At 69.0% G+C, this 19,520-nt stretch carries 19 protein-coding genes; 9 read left to right on the top strand and 10 right to left on the bottom strand.

The genetic code is table 11. The features are described from left to right. Positions 1 to 5 precede the first annotated feature (5 nt). Positions 6 to 923 carry a LysR family transcriptional regulator gene (locus tag FHW85_RS04440; protein WP_168647487.1) on the bottom strand — a complete coding sequence of 306 codons (918 nt, stop codon included), beginning with the start codon at positions 921 to 923 and terminating at the stop codon, positions 6 to 8. Between the two features lie 111 nt (positions 924 to 1,034). Here FHW85_RS04440 and FHW85_RS04435 point away from each other — a divergent pair, with 111 nt between their 5' ends. Continuing rightward, a complete protein-coding gene (locus FHW85_RS04435) occupies positions 1,035 to 1,889 on the top strand; it encodes an NmrA family NAD(P)-binding protein (protein WP_168647486.1) in 855 nt (284 codons plus the stop codon). On the opposite strand, the gene FHW85_RS04430 is transcribed toward FHW85_RS04435, so the two are convergent. Continuing rightward, on the bottom strand, positions 1,881 to 2,327 hold the full coding sequence (locus tag FHW85_RS04430) for a GNAT family N-acetyltransferase (RefSeq protein WP_168647485.1): 447 nt from the start codon (positions 2,325 to 2,327) through the stop codon (positions 1,881 to 1,883). The two genes, FHW85_RS04435 and FHW85_RS04430, sit on opposite strands and share 9 nt — an antisense overlap. Positions 2,328 to 2,748: 421 nt before the next feature. On the opposite strand from FHW85_RS04430, the gene FHW85_RS04425 reads away from it, so the two are divergent. Both FHW85_RS04425 and FHW85_RS04420 read left to right on the top strand, forming a co-directional pair. Then, entirely contained in the window at positions 2,749 to 6,072 is a 3,324-nt protein-coding gene (locus FHW85_RS04425) for an autotransporter outer membrane beta-barrel domain-containing protein (protein ID WP_168647484.1), read from the top strand. 136 nt (positions 6,073 to 6,208) lie between these two features. Continuing rightward, positions 6,209 to 6,748: a hypothetical protein gene (locus tag FHW85_RS04420; protein ID WP_167257400.1), complete on the top strand. Its 540-nt coding sequence runs from the start codon at positions 6,209 to 6,211 to the stop codon at positions 6,746 to 6,748. 365 nt (positions 6,749 to 7,113) lie between these two features. Here FHW85_RS04420 and FHW85_RS04410 read toward each other — a convergent pair whose 3' ends face one another. The 8 genes from FHW85_RS04410 to FHW85_RS04375 form a co-directional block, all read right to left on the bottom strand. Beyond that, positions 7,114 to 7,866: a carbonic anhydrase gene (locus FHW85_RS04410; protein WP_167257398.1), complete on the bottom strand. Its 753-nt coding sequence runs from the start codon at positions 7,864 to 7,866 to the stop codon at positions 7,114 to 7,116. Positions 7,867 to 8,076: 210 nt separating this feature from the next. Further along, positions 8,077 to 9,339, bottom strand: coding sequence for a S8 family serine peptidase (locus tag FHW85_RS04405; RefSeq protein WP_168647706.1), 1,263 nt, complete (start codon positions 9,337 to 9,339; stop codon positions 8,077 to 8,079). A gap of 32 nt (positions 9,340 to 9,371) precedes the next feature. Next, positions 9,372 to 10,019 (bottom strand): zf-HC2 domain-containing protein, encoded by a 648-nt coding sequence (locus tag FHW85_RS04400; protein ID WP_168647483.1) that lies wholly within the window; start codon positions 10,017 to 10,019, stop codon positions 9,372 to 9,374. Beyond that, positions 10,016 to 10,600, bottom strand: coding sequence for a sigma-70 family RNA polymerase sigma factor (locus FHW85_RS04395; protein ID WP_167257396.1), 585 nt, complete (start codon positions 10,598 to 10,600; stop codon positions 10,016 to 10,018). The genes FHW85_RS04400 and FHW85_RS04395 overlap by 4 nt, the downstream gene beginning before the upstream one ends. 98 nt (positions 10,601 to 10,698) lie before the next feature. Continuing rightward, positions 10,699 to 11,355, bottom strand: coding sequence for a hypothetical protein (locus tag FHW85_RS04390; protein ID WP_343203671.1), 657 nt, complete (start codon positions 11,353 to 11,355; stop codon positions 10,699 to 10,701). Between the two features lie 56 nt (positions 11,356 to 11,411). Further along, a complete protein-coding gene (locus FHW85_RS04385; RefSeq protein WP_167257484.1) occupies positions 11,412 to 11,747 on the bottom strand; it encodes a c-type cytochrome in 336 nt (111 codons plus the stop codon). A 79-nt stretch (positions 11,748 to 11,826) separates the two neighbouring features. Further along, on the bottom strand, positions 11,827 to 13,122 hold the full coding sequence (locus FHW85_RS04380) for a cytochrome C (RefSeq protein WP_246866674.1): 1,296 nt from the start codon (positions 13,120 to 13,122) through the stop codon (positions 11,827 to 11,829). A 102-nt stretch (positions 13,123 to 13,224) separates the two neighbouring features. Beyond that, entirely contained in the window at positions 13,225 to 13,800 is a 576-nt protein-coding gene (locus tag FHW85_RS04375) for a cytochrome b/b6 domain-containing protein (protein ID WP_246866673.1), read from the bottom strand. Between the two features lie 364 nt (positions 13,801 to 14,164). Here FHW85_RS04375 and FHW85_RS04370 point away from each other — a divergent pair, with 364 nt between their 5' ends. From FHW85_RS04370 to FHW85_RS04345, 6 genes are read left to right on the top strand one after another with little or no spacing between them, the layout of a single operon-like run. After that, the gene (locus FHW85_RS04370) at positions 14,165 to 14,590 is read left to right on the top strand and encodes an FdtA/QdtA family cupin domain-containing protein (protein WP_167257393.1); all 426 of its coding nucleotides are present in this window, start codon (positions 14,165 to 14,167) and stop codon (positions 14,588 to 14,590) included. After that, positions 14,587 to 15,252, top strand: coding sequence for an acetyltransferase (locus FHW85_RS04365; protein WP_168647480.1), 666 nt, complete (start codon positions 14,587 to 14,589; stop codon positions 15,250 to 15,252). Before FHW85_RS04370 ends, FHW85_RS04365 begins: the two co-directional genes overlap by 4 nt. A gap of 5 nt (positions 15,253 to 15,257) precedes the next feature. Further along, positions 15,258 to 16,241: a hypothetical protein gene (locus FHW85_RS04360; protein ID WP_168647479.1), complete on the top strand. Its 984-nt coding sequence runs from the start codon at positions 15,258 to 15,260 to the stop codon at positions 16,239 to 16,241. Further along, on the top strand, positions 16,228 to 17,163 hold the full coding sequence (locus tag FHW85_RS04355; protein WP_168647478.1) for a GNAT family N-acetyltransferase: 936 nt from the start codon (positions 16,228 to 16,230) through the stop codon (positions 17,161 to 17,163). The genes FHW85_RS04360 and FHW85_RS04355 overlap by 14 nt, the downstream gene beginning before the upstream one ends. Beyond that, positions 17,160 to 18,272 (top strand): DegT/DnrJ/EryC1/StrS family aminotransferase, encoded by a 1,113-nt coding sequence (locus FHW85_RS04350; RefSeq protein WP_168647477.1) that lies wholly within the window; start codon positions 17,160 to 17,162, stop codon positions 18,270 to 18,272. The genes FHW85_RS04355 and FHW85_RS04350 overlap by 4 nt, the downstream gene beginning before the upstream one ends. Further along, positions 18,269 to 19,519: an O-antigen translocase gene (locus tag FHW85_RS04345; RefSeq protein WP_168647476.1), complete on the top strand. Its 1,251-nt coding sequence runs from the start codon at positions 18,269 to 18,271 to the stop codon at positions 19,517 to 19,519. Before FHW85_RS04350 ends, FHW85_RS04345 begins: the two co-directional genes overlap by 4 nt. Position 19,520 lies beyond the last annotated feature (1 nt).

The raw sequence follows: 19,520 nt of genomic DNA, 5'->3' as shown, positions 1-19,520 counted from the left end.
AGCGCTCAGCCTGCGCCGCACATCTCCACCAGGAAATCCACGAACGCCCGCGTCTTCGCGGGCAGATGCTTGCGCGACGGATACAGCACGTACAGCGGAAAGCGCTCGTCCGGCCAGTCGGGAAACAATTCCACCAGCTTGCCCTTGGCCAGGAACTCGCCGATGCCCAGCGACATCATCTGCGCGATGCCATAACCGGCGAGACAGGCGTGCAGCATGGTGCCGACGTCGTTGACGATCAGGCGCCCGCCGGTGGGCACGCTCAGCCGCTTGCGTCCGCGGTGGAATTCCCAGGCATAGGGCTGGCCGCTGGCCGGATCGCGGAAGTCGATGCAGGTATGGCCGTCCGCGCTCAAGGCCTGCGGCGTGGCGGGCCGGCCATGGCGGCGCAGATAGGCAGGAGCGGCCACGGTGACCACGCGCGTTTCCAGCAGCTTGCGCGCCACCAGGGCAGAAGCGCGCGGTTCGCCGAAGCGGATGGCCAGGTCGATGCCTTCGCTGACCAGGTCGCCGGGCTGGTCGCGCACCAGCAGTTCCAGCTGCAGTTGCGGATGGCGGGCGAGAAAGGCCTCGATGCGCGGCGCCAGCAGCAGCTGCGCGAACAGCGGATCGAGCAGCCCCACGCGCAGCTTGCCGCGCACCGCGCCCGCGCTGCCCGCGGCCTCGTCGACCACTTCCTCCAGCTCCGCCAGCACCGGCGTCACCTGCCGGTGGAAGCGGCGGCCTTCCTCGGTCAGCGCGACCGCGCGCGTGGTGCGGTCGAACAGGCGCAGCCCCAGGCGCTGTTCCAGCCGCGCGATGGCGCGGCTGACGCCCGGCTGCGACATGTCCAGGATCTCGCCCGCGCCGGCAAAGCTGCCGGCATCGACCACGGCGAAGAACACGCGCAGGCCGGCCAGGGTGCGTTCGTCGAATCCGCTCATGCGCGCCAGTCATGGATGAAATGCCATTGATGTTATCGCCGCAGGGCGGGCGAAGTCGAACAATGCCCGCCGACGCGGCCGTACGCCGCCTGGCTTGAGGAGAACTTCGACATGTATGCGATCACGGGTATCACGGGGCAGGTTGGCGGCGCGGTGGCGCGCGCGCTGCTGGCACACGGTGCGGCGGTACGCGCCGTCGTGCGCGATGCGGCCAAAGGGGAGCCCTGGCGGGCGCGCGGCTGCGAGGTGGCGCTGGCCGGTTACGACGACGGCGACGCGCTGGCGCGCGCCTTCGAAGGCGTCGACGGCGTATTCCTGATGATGCCGCCGGACTACGATCCGGCGCCGGGCTTCCCGCAGATCCATGCGCTGGCGGAACGCTTCAGGCAGGCGCTCGAACAGGCGCAGCCGGGACGCGCGCTGTTTCTCTCCACCGTCGGCGCGCACGTCGCCGAACCGAACCTGCTGAACAATGCGGGGCTGATGGAGCGCGCGCTCGGCGGCGTATCGATACCGGTGGCCTTCCTGCGCCCGGCCTGGTTCATGGAGAACGCGGCGTGGGACCTGCCCGGCGCGCGCGAGGGCACGATCCACAGCTTCCTGCAGCCGCTGGATCACCGTATCCCGATGGTGTCCACCGAGGACATCGGCGCGGTGGCGGCGGAGCTGCTGCTGCGCGGCTGGAACGGCCGCCTGGTGCAGGAGCTGGAAGGTCCGGCGCGCTACGGCGCCGAGGACATCGCCCGCGCCTATGCCGCCGTGCTCGGCCAGCCGGTAGGTGCGCAGGCGGTGCCGCGCGAACAATGGGAAGCGCTGTTTCGCCAGCAAGGCGCGCAGCACCCGCAGCCGCGCATGCGCATGCTCGACGGTTTCAATCAGGGCTGGATCGATTTCGAAGGCGCGCCGCGCAAGGCGGCCACCTCGCTGGAAACGGCGCTGCGCCGGATCGTGCAGCGCTCAGCCTGAAACGGCCCGCGCCCGGTGCGAGGCGAGCAGCACGTATTCGCCGTCGGCGCCCTGGCCCTGGCCGATCCCCGCGAAGCCCAGCTTCTCGTAGAACGCCAGCGCCGCCTCGTTGCGGCGCAGGCATTTCATCTGCAGCGGCTGCTCCGGCCAGCCCAGCGCCTGCAGCAGCGCGCGGCCGATGCCGCGCCGCTGCTGTCCGGCGGCGAGATACAGGTGATGCACGAAGCGGTCCGACTCCCACAGCGCGACGAAGCCGGCGAGGCTGCCGTCGCCGTCCAGCGCCACCAGCACGCGCTCGCCGCGCGTCTGGCCGTCGTAGTCCTCCAGCCGGAAGCTGTCGGTGGCGGCCCAGGTGAAGGTGGCCCGGCGCGCCTGCAGGAACAGTTCGCGCAGAGCGGGGCGGTCGTCGTCGGTGGCGAGGCGGATAGCGATGGTCATGCCGCACAGCCTAGCGCGTGGCGTGCCTGGACCGCGCCTGGTGCGAATGGTGGATGTTTTTCGATATCCACCACCTGCTTTATGTTTTTTCGCGGTATGTGCGCCCGCTCACCGCACTGAAAAACCCCGCGTGATTGCAGTCACGCCCGCGCCAACACCGCCGGCACCTGGCGCGGCCCGTGTGTTACTAAAGCCACCGCCAAGCAAGTCGACCGCGTTCTACAGGGGACGTGCCGTTTGCCCGCAAGGGCATGCGTCGGCAGCGCGACAACGCGGTGTCCCGAAGGTGGCGCCGTCCATGATGAAGCTCCCGCGGGTTGGCCCGAAATGACCAGCCGTGGCGTGCTTTGTCCAACGTTTTATCGGCGGCCGAAACCAGACCATGGGCAAGACGCAGCATACGAAGGGGAGTGCCGGGGCCATGCTCCAGGCAAGAAGGCAAGAGCTGGCGCTGTCGATCGCGGTGGCATTGACCTGCGTGGCGGTGCCGGCCGAAGCGGCCGCCACGGTCTATACGCAACCGGTCACCGGCGTGGCCGGCAACGATGCGCCCGGCGGCAGCGGCGGCTACAACCCCGGCTACATCATCACCAGCAACAACGGCACGCCTACCTACACCCTGGCCCAGGGCGATGCCATCAACGTGGAATCGGCCAACACGCAAGTGGTGGGCGTGGGCATCACCTCGTCTTCCTCGTCCAGCGTGATCGACGCCACCGCGGGCAACGTGTCGATCACCGCCACGCGCGACGTGCCGGCCACCGGCACCACCGGCGGCAGCGCCATCGGCATCTTTGCCTCCAGCCCGCAGTCCGATCCGAAATCGGTGACCGTCAACGGGCCCATCAGCGTCACCGCCAACGACAAAAACTCCAAGGGCAACGGCAGCATCTACGGCAATGCCTACGCGCTGTGGGCGGACGATTTCGCCAGCATCACCATCAACGGCGACACCACGCTGCACGCGTCGACGCCGGGCTATGGGCGCGTCATTTATCTCACCGGCAACGGCAGCCGCATCACCATCAACGGCAACCTCACGGCCGAGTCGGACAGCAACAACACCAACTACGCGATCATGGGCGACGGGCGCAGCATCCTGCGCATCAGCGGCAACGTCGACCTCACCGCCAGCGGCATCTACCCGTCGGACAACGTCAACGGCATCTGGAACCCCAGCGTATCCACGCGCACGGAGATCGGCGGCAACCTGAAGCTGTACGCCATCGCCCGCGGCTCGACGGTGATGGGTATCCGCAACAACGGCTATATCGGCGTGGTCGGCACCACCACCATCACGGCGTTCGGCAACCGCACCGCTTTCGGCGTCAATGCCGGCCACCGCCTGTCCAAGACCGAGTTCTTCGGCGACGCCACCATCACCGTGCAGGGCGGCCCCAACCGCTTCGGCGACACCGTCGGCGCGTACAACTTCGGCGGCAATGGCGGCAACGGCTACATGCGCTTCGACGGCAACCTGACCGTCACCGCCACCAACGGCACCTTCGAGGGCGACTCGGACGTGCTGGGCATCGACAACAACGGCCGCATGACCCTGGCCACCGCGGGCAAGCTGGTGCGGCTGCTGCCGACCGGCAACCAGGGCACGCATTCGGCGTACGGCATCCGCAACGGCATGTCGTTCACGGCGGCCAGCGATGTCGATATCACGGTGTCGGAAAAGGCCGGCGCCACCTATGGTGTGGCCAACTACGGCGCGGCGGACTTCAACGGCGCGCTGTCCATCGCCAAGGCGGCGGGCTCGACGGCGGCCAATCACTACGGCGTGGTCACGCGGCCCACGGCCGGGGCGTCGGCCACCACCAACATCAACCAGGGCGGCGGCCATGCCGTCGCCATCCAGGGCGATGTGCTCACCGCTTCGAACAGCGGCGGCTTCCTCGGCACGCTGAATCTGAAGCTCGATACTTCCGGCTCCTGGCTCAACGGCCTGGTGCTGGCCGATACGGACGGCACCGTGGGCGCGGCCAACCTGGTGGTGAACAACGGCGCGCGCTGGATCGCCGCCGGCAGCGGCGCCCTGGCCACCGACTTCGGCGCCGGCAGCCTCAGCGTAGGCAGCGGCAGTGCGATCGACATGGCCGCCAGCTGGGGCAGCTTTGCGCCTGGCAGCGTGCCGGCATACAGCCTGCGTACGCTGCAGATCGGCAGCAGTGCGGGTAGCGGCGCGGCGGTCAGTCTTGCCGACGGCGCTGCGTTCACCTTGCTCAGCGACGTGCGCAACGGCACGGCGGACAAGGTGGTGTTCGGCAGCGGCGTCAGCTCGTTCAGCGCGCAAGGCACGCAGAACGTGCGCCTGGCGTACGACCCGGCGCTGGACGATACGTCCTGGATCAATGCCACCAGCTTGCGCACCGGCACGTCGATCCTCGCCGCCAGTCCGATCGTGATCGTCGACGCCAGCACGGCGGCGAACGGCACGGCGAATTTCCTGGCCGCTGCCGGGTTGTCGGGTCAGTGGAGCGGCACCTATCAGAACGCGCTGGTGCGTTTCAGCTATACGCCGCGGGTGAGCCTGAGCGCGGATCATCGGCAGATCCTGCTGGCGGGTATCGATATCGCTGGCGATGGATCGAGCGCGCCGCCGAATGGCGGCGGCACCACGGGCACCGGCTCCGGCTCCGGCTCCGGCGGCGGCGGCGGCGCGACGACGGGTTCGAATACCGGCGCCGGCAGCGGCACGACGACGGGTGGGAATGCCAACACCGGCAGCGGCACCACTACAAGCGGCGGCACGCCACCCGCCACCGGCACGGCCGCTTCCGATCCGGCCGCCGGCAACGTGGCGATCGCGCCCTCCACCGGCGTACTGGTCGCCGCCGACGCCGCGCTTGCACTGACCAATCTCTGGCAACTGGACGAGCGCGCCGTCTCCCGCCGCAGCGAAGCATCGCGCCTGGACGACGCGCCGGCCGGCTCCGCCTTCTGGGCCGATACGGACGGCGGCAGCCTGAAGGGCGACAGCGCGGACGGCCGCAGCTACCGGCAGAACGCCACCAACGTCAGCGCCGGTGCGGAATGGCGCGCGGATGCCGACCAGGGCCGCGGCACTGTCGGCGTGGTGTATACGCATGCGCAATCCCGCGCCGACCTGCAGAACGGCAGCGCCGATCTGCGCGGCGATTCGGTCGGCGTCTATGGCGTGTGGAATACGGGCAACGGTTTGTTTGCCGACGCTGTGGCGCGCACCGGGCGACTGGGCGACAACTACACCTCGCGCGACGCTTTCGGCGTCACCTCCGGCCGCTACCATGCGCGCGCATCCAGCGTGTCGGTGCGCGTGGGCCGCCGTTTCCGCGGCGAACATGGCGGCTATATCGAGCCGCAGGTGCAGGCGGCCTATGGTTCGATCGGGGCGGTCGGGTACACGGCCAGCAACCGCGTGCGCTTCGATACGCAGCGCAACCACACCTTCATGTCCCGCGCCGGCATGCTGTTCGGCCAGAGCTTTTTCCTCGGCCCGACCTTGACCGGCGATGCCTACGCCCGCGTGGCGGTGGTGCATACGGTGGGCGACCGCCCCGATATCACCGCCTCGCTCGACGGTGGTTCGCTGCCGGTGATCCTGCCGGCGCGCCACGCCACCACACGCGAGGTGGCCGTGGGCGGGCGGGTGGCGTTCGGTTTGACGTGGAGTGCGTATGCGGAAGCCGGGCATGCATCGCGGACGGATGCACTGGCCGGTGGATGGCGCGCCTCGGCGGGCTTCCGTGTGAATTTCTAGCCGCGGCTTGTCGCTGCGGCGGGCTGCATGTCATGGTGCGGCCCGCCGGGCGGTCCGGCCTGCGAGGGAATGCGCGATGGGATCGGTAAGAACGCAGCGGGCCATGGTTTAGATGGCCGCTCGTCGAGTCCCCGCCATGCCGGGCACGCGCGTGCGGCTCACGCCGCGGGAGCGCGAGGCCGTCGAGGCCTACTGGTCGGCGTCGCCGCAGCGCACGGCGCGAGGCGTGCTCGCCGTTGCCTCCACTCTGATGATGGCCGTCGGCGCGTTATGCCTGCTGATCGGCCTGACCGGCGCCTTCCTCGGACATCGCCACGACAAGCACGCCTGGGTGTTCCTGATGCTGGGCGGCATGCTGCTGCCGATGGCGGGTTTCTTCCTGTGGGCGCTGCGCCGCAAGGCGAAGCGGCTGGCCGAGGATCTGAAAGTCGGTTCGAAGCTGGTCGTCGACGGCATCGTCGGCGACCGCTTCTATCTCGCCCGCAACGGCGGCACGCCCGACTGCCTGATCCGCGTGGTGGTGCCGCCGCTGAAGGAACCCGGCAACTTCGCCGTGCCCGAGCGCGTATTCAACGAGCTGCGCAAGGGCGATGCCGTGCGCTGCGCCTATCTGCCTGCCTCGAAGATCCTGCTCTCGCTGGCGTCGGACAAGGTTTTCCACGCGATCGGCGAGTGAGCCGGCTGCTCGTCTGGAGCAGGCGCCCATGCGCCCAGGCAGGTGGCCGCGCTGTGCGGCTTCTCCAACGCCGATCATCTGCGGCGTGCGTTTGTGCAGTACCTGGGAGTAACGCCAGCGGAATATCGCCGCAGGCACGGAGCCCCAACCTCCGTCATTCCGGCGCAGGCCGGAATCCAGTAGCGATGCGCTTTATGGAGCGTGCAGTCCCAGAGCGCTGCTCTTGAACGTTCTGCCGAAAACCAGGCGGCGCGGTTACTGGATGATTCGCTTCGCTCACCCCTTCGGGGCCGCCCTGCGGGCGTTCTTCGCGCTGCGCGCTCGTCCGGCCTGCGCCGGAATGACGAGCATTGCTTCGGCCAGCATCAAGCCAGCTTCGGCCACACCGTCACCGTACCCGTGGCCAGATCATGCACCGCACCCGCCACCATCAACGCCCCCGAACGCACCGCCGGCGCGATGATCGGATCCAGCCCGCGCAGCCGCTGCACGCCGTTGCTGACGTTGTTGTAGGTCACCTGCTTCTGCAGCGCCTTGCCGCTGAGCTTGTCGTCCTGCGCCACGGCCTGATCGACGGCCGGATAGATCAGTTCCAGCAGGTCGTCGATCGCGCCGGCCGGCTTGTTCTGCTCGTGGCGGAACTGGATGGCGGCCTTCATCGCGCCGCATTCGCTGTGGCCCAGCACCAGGATCAGCGACACGCCAAGCTCGGCCACCGCGTATTCGATGCTGCCCTTCATCACCGGCCCGCTGCCGGCCACCACGTTGCCGGCGGCGCGCACGGTGAAGAGCTGGCCCACGCCCTGGTCGAAGATGATTTCCGGCGCGGTGCGCGAATCGGCGCAGGCGATGATGGCGGCGAACGGCGCCTGGCCCTGCGCCACCTTGGCGAAGTCTTCCGGCGTGCGGCAGGCGGCCGAGCCCTTGCCGGCGACGAAACGCGCATTGCCTTGCAACAGCCGGTCCAGCGCCTCCTGCCCCGTGGGGCGGTGCGCCGGCAGCGGCGGGAAGCCGGGCGAGGGCAGGGCGCGGGCCTGGAGGTCGGCCCAGGGCGTTGCCGCCGAAGCCATGGCAAGGGCGGAGAGCTGCAGGAACTGGCGGCGGGAAGGGGGCGTCATGGTCTGGGTATTCGTATCGGGGAAGCGCAACGCCGGCGTTGCGGGCGAAGCTGCGCGGCATGTCGCGCCGGAGCTTCGGGAGCCGCGCAGATGTAAAGGATCGCGCAGGCGCATACGAATAAAATGACGGGCGCGGTTGCGCCATGTCATTTAAGGCCAGGGAGCTGAGCGTCGAGGTCTATGCGGCGCGCGGCCGCGAAGCAGCGGCCGTCAAGGCGACCCGGCGTGGTGCAGCGAACTCTGCAGGGCCCGCACCGCCAGTGCCGCGTTTACCTGGCTCTGGCCGTTGGCCGTCTTGCCATCCATCAGCAGCAGCTTGCGGATCGATGCGGCATCGAGATCCGGCTGGATCGACAGCAGCAGCGCGACGATGCCGGTGACGTGCGCGGCCGCCATCGAGGAACCCGAGGTGAAGTCGTAGCCGCCATGCGGCTGGGTGGTGAGGATGTCGCTGCCCGGCGCGCTTACTACGTCCGGCGGCGCCGGCGTGGCGGCGGCGGAACGCACCACGATCACACCGGGCGAGTTGTCGGGAAAACCCTTGGCGTCGCCGTCCGGCGGACGCGCCGCCACCACGATGCGCTTCTGCCGCAGCAGTTCGTCCAGCAGCTTGCCCAGCAGCGGATCGGCCGGGCCGCCCAGGCTGAGATTGACCACGCGCGCATCGGTGTCCAGCACCGCCGCCAGCGCCTTGGCCAGGGTGAACGAATTGCAGCGCGCGCCGGCGTTGCGGTCCGGATACCAGCAGGCCTTGTAGACGCTCAGCACCGCCTTGGGCGCGATGCCGACAATGCCCTGGTGGTTGTCGCCCATGGCCGCGATGATGCCGGCCACTTCGGTGCCGTGCGCATCGCGGTCGAAGGCGGCGGCGTCGCCGTCCACCGCGTTGTGGGTGTCGGCGATGCGGCCTTGCAGGTCGGGATGCGTGACGTCCGCGCCGGTATCGACGATGGCCACGTGCACGCCGCCGCCCTGGCTGGTCTCGTGCGCGGTGGCGGCGTCGGTCTCGACGAAGCCGCGCTGCAGGTCGGCGTAGGGATCGTTGTACTTGTGCGGGGCCTGCTGCTGCGTATCCGCATAGACTTCGTAGTCCTGCAGCGGCTGGGCGAGCTTCACGCGCTCGTCCTTGGCCAGGTTCTGCAGCAGGGCCTCGCGGTCGGCGCCCGCGGGCGGTTCCACCACGATGCAGAACAGGCCCAGCGCCTTGATCGGCCAGCCGACCACTTCGCGCAGGCCGTAGCGCTGCTTCAGTTCGTCCAGCTGCGAGACCGCGCGCTGCCCGGCGCCGTAATGGCCCGGCGGCGCATAGCCGAGCAGGCTGGAGCCGGCATGCGTGCCCGGCGGATCGAGCGGGTTGGCCACGGCCAGCACGATGTCGCGCTGGCTGTTCATCGACGCCGCGGCCGCAGGCATTGCCGCCGCCTTGCCGCGCCCGGCCGGCGCCGACGCGCAGGCGCCCAGCGCAAGCGCCATGGCGAAGGCGAGGCAGGCGCGCAGCGTCGCTTTCACGGGACCGAGGCTACCGGCTCGGCCATGCGGATGCCGCGCGTGGCGCGCAGCTGGCGCACCACTTCGGCCTGGGTGGTAGCGGTGTCGGCGGCCACCACGGTATAGGCGCCCACCGTGTTGGGGCCGCCCACCACCTGCAGGTGCAGCGCATGCACCGCGGCATTCCAGTCCACCACCTTCATGCTGGCATCCGGGATCACGCGGATCGCCCCGGCCGGCGCGGCGGCGCCGTCCTGGCTGCTGTAGGTGCGGTAGTCGGCCGCGCCCTGTTCGCGATACAGCTTCAGGCCGAGGATGCCGATGCCCAGCGCCTGCAGCAGCACCGCGGCGGCCAGGCCGCGCAGCAGCCAGCCGCTGCTGCGCGCGCGTGCCCTGGCGGGCGCGGCGGCTTCGGCGTCGTGCGCGTCCAGGCGGTCGAGCAGATGCTTCAGGCCGGCGTTGGCGTCCACCGCGACATCGGCCGGCAGCGCCAGCGCGTCGCGCAGGCGGATCTGCTGCGCATATTCGGCGCGGCAGGCTTCGCACTGCGCGAGATGGCCGTCCAGCCATTCGGCCTGCTCCGGCGAGGCATTGCCCTGCAGCACCCAGGGCATGGCTTCCCAGGCGCGGGCGCAATCCCGGCTGGCGTTGATCGAAAACGTCATGGCGCACCTCCAACGTGCGCTGAGGATTCGCCGGCAAGATCCGGCAACACATTGCGCAGGCGCACCCGCGCGTGAAAAAGCCGCGCCTTCACCGTGCCCACCGGGCACTGCATGATCACGGCCACGTCGTTGAGCGAATGGCCCACGCCGTAGACCAGCTCCAGCACCACGCGCTGGTCGACGGTGAGGCGCTCCAGCGCCTTGCCCAGCCAGTCGCGCAGTTCGTGGTCTTCGCTGGGGTCGTGGCTGGGGGCGCGGTCGCCGTACAGGGCGTCGTCCTCGATCGGCTCGTCGCCATGCTGGCGCAGGGCCTTCAGGCCGCAGCGGTAGGCGATGCCCATGATCCAGGTGGATACCCGCGAATCGCCCTGGAAGGTGCCGGCCTTCTGCCAGGCGATCCAGAAGCAGTCGTTGATGACTTCCTCGATCACGTCCGGCCGCCGGGTCAGGCGCGTCAGAAAGCGGGTCAGGCGGCCGTGGTAGCCGCGGTACAGCGTGGCCAGGGCCACGCGGTCGCCCGCCGCCATGCGCTGCAACAGCGCGCGGTCGGTGGCATCGGCTTCGATATCGGCTTCGTTCATGGGTATCAGGTCACCGGTCGGAGGGCGGCGTGGCTGTCCCCATGAGTGCCGACCGGATAGGAAAAGGTTGCGCCGGGGTTGGGATCCGTCGCAAGCGCTCAGAACGACCAGAGCACGGTCGCCACCCAGGGCTCCGCCTCGGGCGAACGTGAACGCCAGTAGCGGGGCGTCTTCACATCCGCCGCCACCCGGTCCAGCTCCACCCGCCAGGCGCCGCGGGTCCACGCCAGGCCGGCATGGCCGTAGCGGTAATAGGGGTAGGGGTCGAAATAGGACTTGGCCACGCCGGCGCCCACCGACAGCGACAGTTCTTCGGTCAGCGGCCAGTGAAAGGTGGCATCCGCGCCCGGCCGGGTGCGCTCGTGGTCGGCGTGGGTGAAGCGGGTGGCCGACACGCCGAAGGTCAGCACGTCACGGTAGGTCCAGTGCAGTCCGCCTTCGCCGCGGTCGAAGAAGCGGCTGCGCATGGGGTATTTGTAGTAGATGGCGCTGGCCTGCATGGACCAGTCGTCCGACAGCGTCCAGTAGTGCGCGACCTGGCCCATCGCTTCCACCATGCCTCCCGGCGAGCGTGCCTGGGCGCTGGCGGAAAGCCCCAGCGCCCAGCCGTCCGGCGTGGTCCACGACAGCACGCCCTGCAGCACCGGCGTGGCCCTGGTGATGGCCTGGCCTCGGTCGACCAGCTGCGAACTCAGTGCGATGCCGCCGCCGAGCGTGCCCGCATGCAGCGGCAGCGCCATGCAGAGGGCCGCCACGCCGGGAAGCATCCGGCGTAGCGGCAAGGCAGTGCATACAGCGGCGGAACGTGTCGTCAGTGGAGCGTGCCCAGGTAGGAAATGAGATCGTCGAGCTGTTTTGCATCGTTCAGCCCATCGTATTTCATTTTCGTACCGGGATTGGCGCGCTTGGCCGGTTGAGCGAGATAACTGTGCAGTTGTTCCGGTGTCCACACCCATGACGACTGCGCACGCAGCGCATCGGAGTACTCATAGTCCGGCACCGTCGCCGCCTTGCGGCCCAGCACGCCGAACAGGCTGGGGCCTTTCTTGTTGCGGCCCTCCTTGATGCTGTGGCACTCGGCGCATTCGCTCTTGAACACGTCGGCGCCGGCCGACGCATCGCCGGCGAAGGCCGGCGAGGCCGCCATCCAGGCGCAGGCCAGCGCGGCGAGGGCGAGGTTTCGAAGGTTTCGCTTAAGGCTTGAGGTCTTCACGCATCGGATCCGGTCAGAACGCCACGGCGGCGGTAAGGGAGAAGGCATTGAAGTCGCGTGCATTGGTGCCCGGCGCGCCGAAGATGTTGTCGCGGGCGCCATTGAAACGGGTGAAGCGGAACCAGTTGGCGGCGAGCTTGAGATTGGCCATCGAGGTGTACGAGTCGTCCTTGCCGAACGGCGCCCAGTACAGGCTGACGAGGTTGGCGGTGGTATCCGGCACGCCGTAGGGGACGAAGCGCGCATCGTCGCGTGAGCCGGTGCTGACCAGGTGCGAGAACAGCAGGGTATAGCTCTGCTTGAAGGTGTAGGCCACGGTCAGGGTCTGGTCGTGCACCGTGCCGCGCGGCTTGGCCAGCAGGCCCGGCGCGATCGGGCTGGCCGGCGTGCTGCCGTATTTGCGCCGCTCCAGGATGTTCACGTAGCTCAGCTGCACGATGTGCTCGCGGTTGCCGAGGAACTGGTAGGTGAGGTCGTAGCCCAGGTCGGTGAGCCGGTCCATCGGGCCGCCGGTGCGCGGCAGCTCGCGCTTGGTGGTGAGCGCGACCACGCCCGCGGAGAAGAACTGCCGCCGCATGTCGCGCATGTAGGCGAAGCGCGCATAGCCGGTGTCGTGCAGCTTGCCCGGGTCGCCATTGGGGTTGTAGCCGAGGCGGTCCTGGGTGGAGCGCTGCATCGAGTTGTAGGTGCCCAGCTCGCCGTACCAGCGCGAGTCGTACAAGCCGTACACGGTGGCGCCGAACACGCGGTTGGCCGGCGCATTCGGGCTGGACGGATTGAGCACGGTGCCGGTCACGCCCGGCGGACCCAGCGAAGATGCCGCGGGCAGGGCGGCGATCGGATCCTGGAAACCGGGATTGTTGTTGACGCTCACGCCCAGCGTGAGGTCCTTGCCGCCGAGCTTCAGCTCCTTGGCGACGAAGCGCAGGTCCAAGTCGCTCAGCTTGGTGTCGAAGCGGTTGTGGCCGTCGTTGTTGCTGGTCACTTTCACATAGCCGCCGACCTGCTCGGTCAGGCGTCCGGCCAGATAGACGTCCGCTTCGGTCAGCCGGTTGGAGCTCTCGCCGCGCGCCGGCACCGAGCGCGTGCCGATCAGTTGCGCGGCCACCGGGATCTTGAAGCCCTTGCCGTCGGTGTCGGTATAGCCGTTGAGCTTGAAGCGCATGCCGTAGGGCGTGAGCGCCGGGCCATAGGAGCCGGCGTGGCAGTCGGCGCAGGCGGCGCCGGTCTGGCGGGCATAGACGGGAATGGCCTGCGCGGTGGTGCAGGCCAGCGAGAAGGCGGCGCCCACGCCGTACAGCACGGTCATGTTCCGCGTGCGGCGCGCCATCCGGCGATACGGCAGAGACAGCATGAAACCTCCTTGGTGTGTCGGGATGGGGGACTTGCGCGAGGGGTTACAGCGAAAGATTCAGCGCGAACGCCACGGCCACATCGCGCGCAGCACGTCGTCGCGCCGCACGAAGTGGTGATAGAGCGCGGCGCCGATATGCAGCAGCACCAGGGCGAGCAAGGCCCAGGCGATGTCCTGGTGCCATACGAGCAGGGCGTCGGCGAGGTCTTCGTCGTCCGCCACCAGCGCGGGCAGGGCGGCGCCGAACAGAGTCACCGGCTTGCCCTCGGCATTGCTCAGCGCCCAGCCGACCAGCGGCAGCGCGAGCAGGATCAGATACAGCGCGGCATGGGTGAGCCACGCGGCGATGCGGATGACGCGCGAATGGACGGCCTGCGGCAGGCGCCCGTGACGCAGGCGCAGGCCGATGCGCAGCACCGCCAGCAGCAGCACCAGCAGGCCGGTATGGCGATGGCCTTCCAGCAGCCATTGGCGCGCGACGCGGCCGGCGACTTCGTCGCGGATCAGCGCGAAGGCGGCGGCGGCGATCAGCAGCAGCACCGTGCCCCAGTGCAGGATCGCCATGCCGCGCGGGCGGCGCAGCGGTTCCTGCGTTTCCGTGCGGCCGCCGACGGCGGGCGTGCTGCCCGGCATCGGCATGTCGGCCTTGTCCTGGTACCTCGAACCCATCCGGCGATCCCCGCGCGTCGTGTCGAGGCGTAGGTGCTGGATCGAGCCAAAAAGGTTGCGACAACTTGCTCCCTCTCCCCTGCGGGGAGAGGGCTGGGGTGAGGGGGACGCTCTAGCCACAGTGTTTTTACGAAGCACAGAAAAAGCTCTGGAGCTTGAGAAGACCGTTCGCTTTCCGCTCCGCCCGGCCCCTCACCCCAACCCTCTCCCCGCAGGGGAGAGGGAGCAGGTTGTCGCTGGGATGGAATGCATCGCTGCAACCTTTCGCTGCGCCACCGGCACTCAGCCTCGAACAGGTCGTTCTCACACGAGCGAAGAGCCAGCCACGATGGACATCGAACGCATCCAGTTTCAGCAGCACGGCGACCACGGCGGCATGCTCGTGGCCTTGGAACAGGAGCGCAACGTGCCGTTCGAGATCCGGCGGGTGTACTACGTGTACGCCACCGAGCCGAACGTGCACCGCGGCCGCCATGCGCACCGCCACCTCAAGCAGCTGGCGGTGGCCGTGCGCGGCTCGGTGACCATCCTGCTGGACGACGGTACCGGCCCGGTCGAGGTGGTGCTGAACGACCCGAGCCAGGGCCTGCTGCTGGGCGACATGGTGTGGCGCGAGCTGTACGGCTTCAGCGACGACTGCGTGCTGATGGTGCTGGCCGACCAGTTCTACGATCCGGCCGACTACATCACCGACTACGACGAATTCCTGCGCGAAGCCAACGGCTTCCGCCGCCTCGGGGGCGCGGTGGCATGAGCCGGCCGCTGGTGCTGATCGGCGCGGGCGAGATGGCGCGGATCGCGCTCGAATACTTCGAGCACGACAGCGACTACGACGTGGTCGCCTTCAGCGTAGAACGCGCGCACCTGAAGGACACCGAGCTGGAAGGCCGCCCGGTGCTGGCTTACGAGGAGCTTGCCTCGCGCTACGCACCCGGCGACGCCGAGTTGTTCGTGGCGATTCCCGCCACGGGCCTCAACCGCCTGCGCACGCGTTTCTATCTCGACGCCAAGGCCAGGGGCTACCGCTTCGCCAGCTACGTGAGCAGCCGCGCCTTCGTCTGGCGCAATGTGGAGATCGGCGAGAACAGCTTCATCTTCGAGCACAACGTGGTCCAGCCCTTCGTCACGGTGGGCAACAACTGCATCCTGTGGAGCGGCAATCACGTCGGGCACCGCACGGTGGTGCGCGACCATGTGTTCGTCGCCTCGCACGCGGTGATCTCGGGCTTCTGCGACATCGGCGAAAGCAGCTTCGTCGGCGTCAACGCCACCTTCAACGACGGCGTGAAAGTGGCGGCCGACAATGTGATCGGCTCCGGCGCCCTGGTGGTGCGCGATACCGAACCGGGCAAGGTCTACGTCGGCTCGCCTGCGCGCGCCTTGCCGGACCGCTCCAGCCTGGATGTGAGGTTCTAGCGCGCATGCCTGCCGCCATCCCACTCGCCTGGACCAAGCGCGGACTGGTCTTCGACGTGGCGCGCCAGGGCGTCGGCGGCTGGATGCGCCATTCGGCGCTGACGCCCACGCCGTGGCGGCTCGACGAAGAGCGCATCCGCGTCTATGCGGGCTTTCGCGACGATGCCGGCGTCAGCCGGCTCGGCTATGTCGACCTGGCGGCGGCAGAGCCCACGCGCGTGCTCGGCGTCAGCACCAGGCCGGCGCTGGATGTCGGCCGCGGCGGCTGCTTCGACGACAACGGCATGATCCTGGGCGACGTGGTGGATGCACCCGGCGGGCTGCATCTGTTCTACGTGGGCTTCCAGCAAGTGGCCAAGGCCAAGTTCCTCGCCTTCAGCGGACTGGCGCTGTCCACCGACGGCGGACAGCGCTTCCAGCGTGTGCAGGAGACGCCGATCCTGGATCGCGCGCCGCGCCGCAGCACCATCGCCGCCATCCACAGCGCGCATTACGAGCAAGGCCTGTGGCGCCTGTGGTACGCGGTAGGCGACGACTGGGAATCGATCGGCGGCCGGCCGTTTCCGCGCTATCACATCTGCTGCACCGAGACGCGCGACCTTGGCGCCATCCCGCGCGGCGACCGCATCTGCCTGCTGCCCCGCGGCGACGAATACCGTATCGGGCGGCCGCGCGTGTACCGGCTCGGCGGACGCTACGTCATGTACTTCACCTGGGGCGACCGCGCGGGACGCTATCAGCCCGGCGTGGCGTTCAGCGACGACGGCGTGCATTGGGAACGCCACGACGAGGCGCTGGGCATCGCGCCGTCCCGCGACGGCTGGGATGCGCGCGCGCTGAGCTATCCGGCGCTGCTGCGCCACGGCAGCAAGCTGCTGATGTTCTACAACGGCAACGACATGGGCATGGCCGGCTTCGGCCTGGCCGAGGCTACGTTCGAAGGCAAGGCGGACCAGGCCGTCGCGGAGGGCGCGCATGCTCTCGGTTAAGCCTTACACGCCCGCCGACGCCGCGGCCTGGGATGCGCTGGTGGCGCGTTCGCGCAATGGCAACCTGCTGCACCTGCGCGGCTACATGGACTATCACGCCGAGCGCTTCGCCGACGCCTCGCTGCTGATCGAGAAGGACGGCGAACCGGTCGCCGTGCTGCCGGCCAACCGCGACGGCGAGCAGGTCAGCAGCCATGGCGGGCTGACTTATGCGGGGCTGATCAGCTCGCGGGCGCTGCGTGCCGAGGCGGCGCTGGAAGCATTCGAAAAGATCGCCGGGCACTACCGCGCCCTGGGTGCGAAGCGGCTGCTCTACAAGGCCGTGCCGCATGTATTCCATGCCTATCCCGCGGAAGAAGATCTCTATGCGCTGCATCGCCTGGGCGCCCGGCTGGTGCGGCGCGACCTGTCTTCGGTAATCGCATTGCGCGAGCCGTTCGAATTCACCGGCGAGCGCCGCCGTGCGGTGGCCAAGGCACGCAAGGCCGGGCTGAGTGTGCGTACCGGCGGCGATCTCGCACCCTTCCACGCGCTGCTGACGGACGTACTGGCCAGGCACGAAGCCACGCCGGTCCATTCGCTGGCCGAGCTGCGCCTGCTGCAGGGCCGTTTCCCGCAGCAGATCGTGCTGCACGAAGTGGCGGACGAACACGAAGTGCTGGCCGCCGCGCTCGTCTACGACCTCGGTCCTGCAGCCCACACCCAATACCTGGCCGCCTCCGAAGCCGGCCGCCAGCGCCATGCGCTGAGCCTGCTGCTGGCCGAACTGATCGAGCACAGCTATGCGCACAAGCGCCACTTCAGCTTCGGCATTTCCACCGAGCAGGCCGGGCGCGTGCTGAACGCCGGGCTGGTCGCGCAGAAGGAGCGCTTCGGCGCGCGCGCCGCGGTGCACGATTGCTACGAATGGGAGTTCGCATGAGCGTCCCGTTCTTCGACCTGCAGGCGGTCAACGCGCGCTACGCCGAGGCGCTGAAAGCCGCGGCCGCGCGCGTGATCGACTCGGGCTGGTACATCCTGGGCGCGGAGCTGGAAGCGTTCGAGCGCGAGTTCGCCGACTACTGCGGCGTGCGCCATGCGCTGGGCGTGGGCAACGGGCTGGATGCGCTGGCGCTGATCCTGCGTGCTTGGCGCGGCCTGGGTGCGCTGCGCGAGGGCGACGAGGTGATCGTGCCCGCCAACACCTTTATCGCCACCTTCCTGGCGGTGAGCCAGAGCGGGCTGGTGCCGGTGCCGGTGGAGCCGGATCCGCTGACCTTCAATCTCGATCCGGCCCAGGTGGAGCAGGCGATCGGGCCGCGCACGCGCGCCATCATCGCGGTGCATCTGTATGGGCAGCTGGCCGAGATGCCGGCGCTGGCCGCCTTGGCGCGCCGCCGCGGACTGCTGCTGATCGAGGATGCCGCGCAGGCGCATGGCGCATCGCTCGATGGTTGCAAGGCCGGTGCCTTCGGCGATGCGGCGGCCTTCAGCTTTTTCCCGACCAAGAACCTCGGCGCGCTCGGCGACGGCGGCGCGGTCACCACCAGCGACGATGCGCTGGCGCGCCGTGTCGCGGCCTTGCGCAACTACGGCTCCGAAACCAAGTATCAGCACCAGTTCCAGGGCGTGAATTCGCGCCTGGACGAAATGCAGGCCGCGCTGCTGCGGGTGAAGCTGGCGCATCTGGACGAAGAGATCCTGCTCCGCCGCCGCATCGCGCGGCGCTATTGCGAAGGCATCGACAACCCGGCCATCGCGTTGCCGCCGGTGGCGCGCGAGGAAGGCCACGTCTGGCATCTGTTCGTGGTGCGCAGCCGGCGGCGCGATGCCTTGCAGCGCCATCTGCAGGCGCACGGCATCCACACCCAGGTGCATTACCCGGTGCCGGCGCATCGCCAGCCCGCCTATGCGCAATGGCATCGCCTGCAGCTGCCGGTGGCCGAGCGGCTGCATGCGGAAGTGCTGAGCCTGCCGCTGAATCCGGCGCTGGACGACGCGGCGGTGGAACGCGTTATCGCCGCCTGCCGCAGCTTCAAGGGCAGCGCATGAGCATCGCCCGCGCCGGCCTGTACAGCGCCATCGGCACCGCCGCGCGCCTGCTCGCGGGCCTGGTGGTGGTGAAACTGGTGGCGTGGGCGGCCGGGCCGGACGGCGTAGGCAAGCTCGGCCAGTTCATGAGCCTGATGTCGCTGCTGGCGGTGCTGGCCGGCGGCGGGATCAGCGCGGCCATCGTCAAATACGTGGCCGAGTACCGCGACGATCCGGAACGCCTGGCGCGCCTGCTGCGCGCGGCGCTGGGCTATGCGCTGTGCGCGGCCATTCTGATGGGCCTGGCTGCCTTGCTGTTCAGCCGGCAGCTCGCGCTGTGGCTGCTGGACGATGCGCGCTACGAAGGCCTGCTGCGGGTGCTGGCATTCGCGCAGGTCGGCATTGCGGTAAGCAACTATCTGCTGGCGGTGATCAACGGCTTCATGGACGTGCGCCGGCTGGTGTTCATCCAGGTGGTGGGTTCGGCGCTGAGCATCCTGCTGGCGGCGTGGCTGTCGTGGCAGCAGGGTCTGTACGGCGCGCTGCTGGCGCTGGTGCTGGGCCAGCTGCTGTGGCTGGCGATCGGCCTGCCGGCGTGGTGGCGCAGCCCGGATTTCCGCCCCGGCATGCTGCGCGCCGGCTACGACCGCGACATGATCGTGCGGCTGGCCACGTTCTCGCTGATGACGCTCAGTTCCGCGCTGTGCGCGCCGCTGGTCAATATCGCGGTGCGCGACCATCTGGCCGCGCAGTTCGGCTGGGAGCAGGTCGGCTACTGGCAGGCGGTGACGCGGGTGTCGGACGCCTACCTGCTGTTCCTCACCACCGCGATCAACGTCTATTACCTGCCCAGGCTGGCCGCGGTGCGCGAGCGCGAGGAGCTGAAGCGCGAGCTGGGCCAGGCCTGGCGCCAGCTGCTGCCGGCCGCGGCGACGCTGGCCCTGCTGGTGTACGTGGCGCGCGAATGGGTGACGCGCGCGCTGTTCACCGCCGACTTCGCCGCCGCCAATGCGCTGTACGGGCCGCAGCTGATCGGCGACGTGATCAAGATCGCCTCGTTCGTGCTGTCGTACCTGATGCTGGCCAAGGCCATGACCGGCCTGTTCGTGCTGTCGGAATTCGTCTTCGCCGCCAGCTATCTGGCCCTGGTCTTCGTATTTACCCGCTGGTACGGGCTGCCCGGCGCCGTGTACGCGTTCGCGGTGAACTACCTGTTCTATCTCGCCTTCAATCTGCTGGTGGCGCGCCGCTACCTGAGGAGCTTGTAGC

It is taken from the genome of Dyella sp. SG609 (genome assembly GCF_012275375.1).
Lineage (GTDB): Bacteria > Pseudomonadota > Gammaproteobacteria > Xanthomonadales > Rhodanobacteraceae > Dyella_D > Dyella_D marensis.
This window is presented reverse-complemented; position numbering and strand designations above follow the sequence as displayed.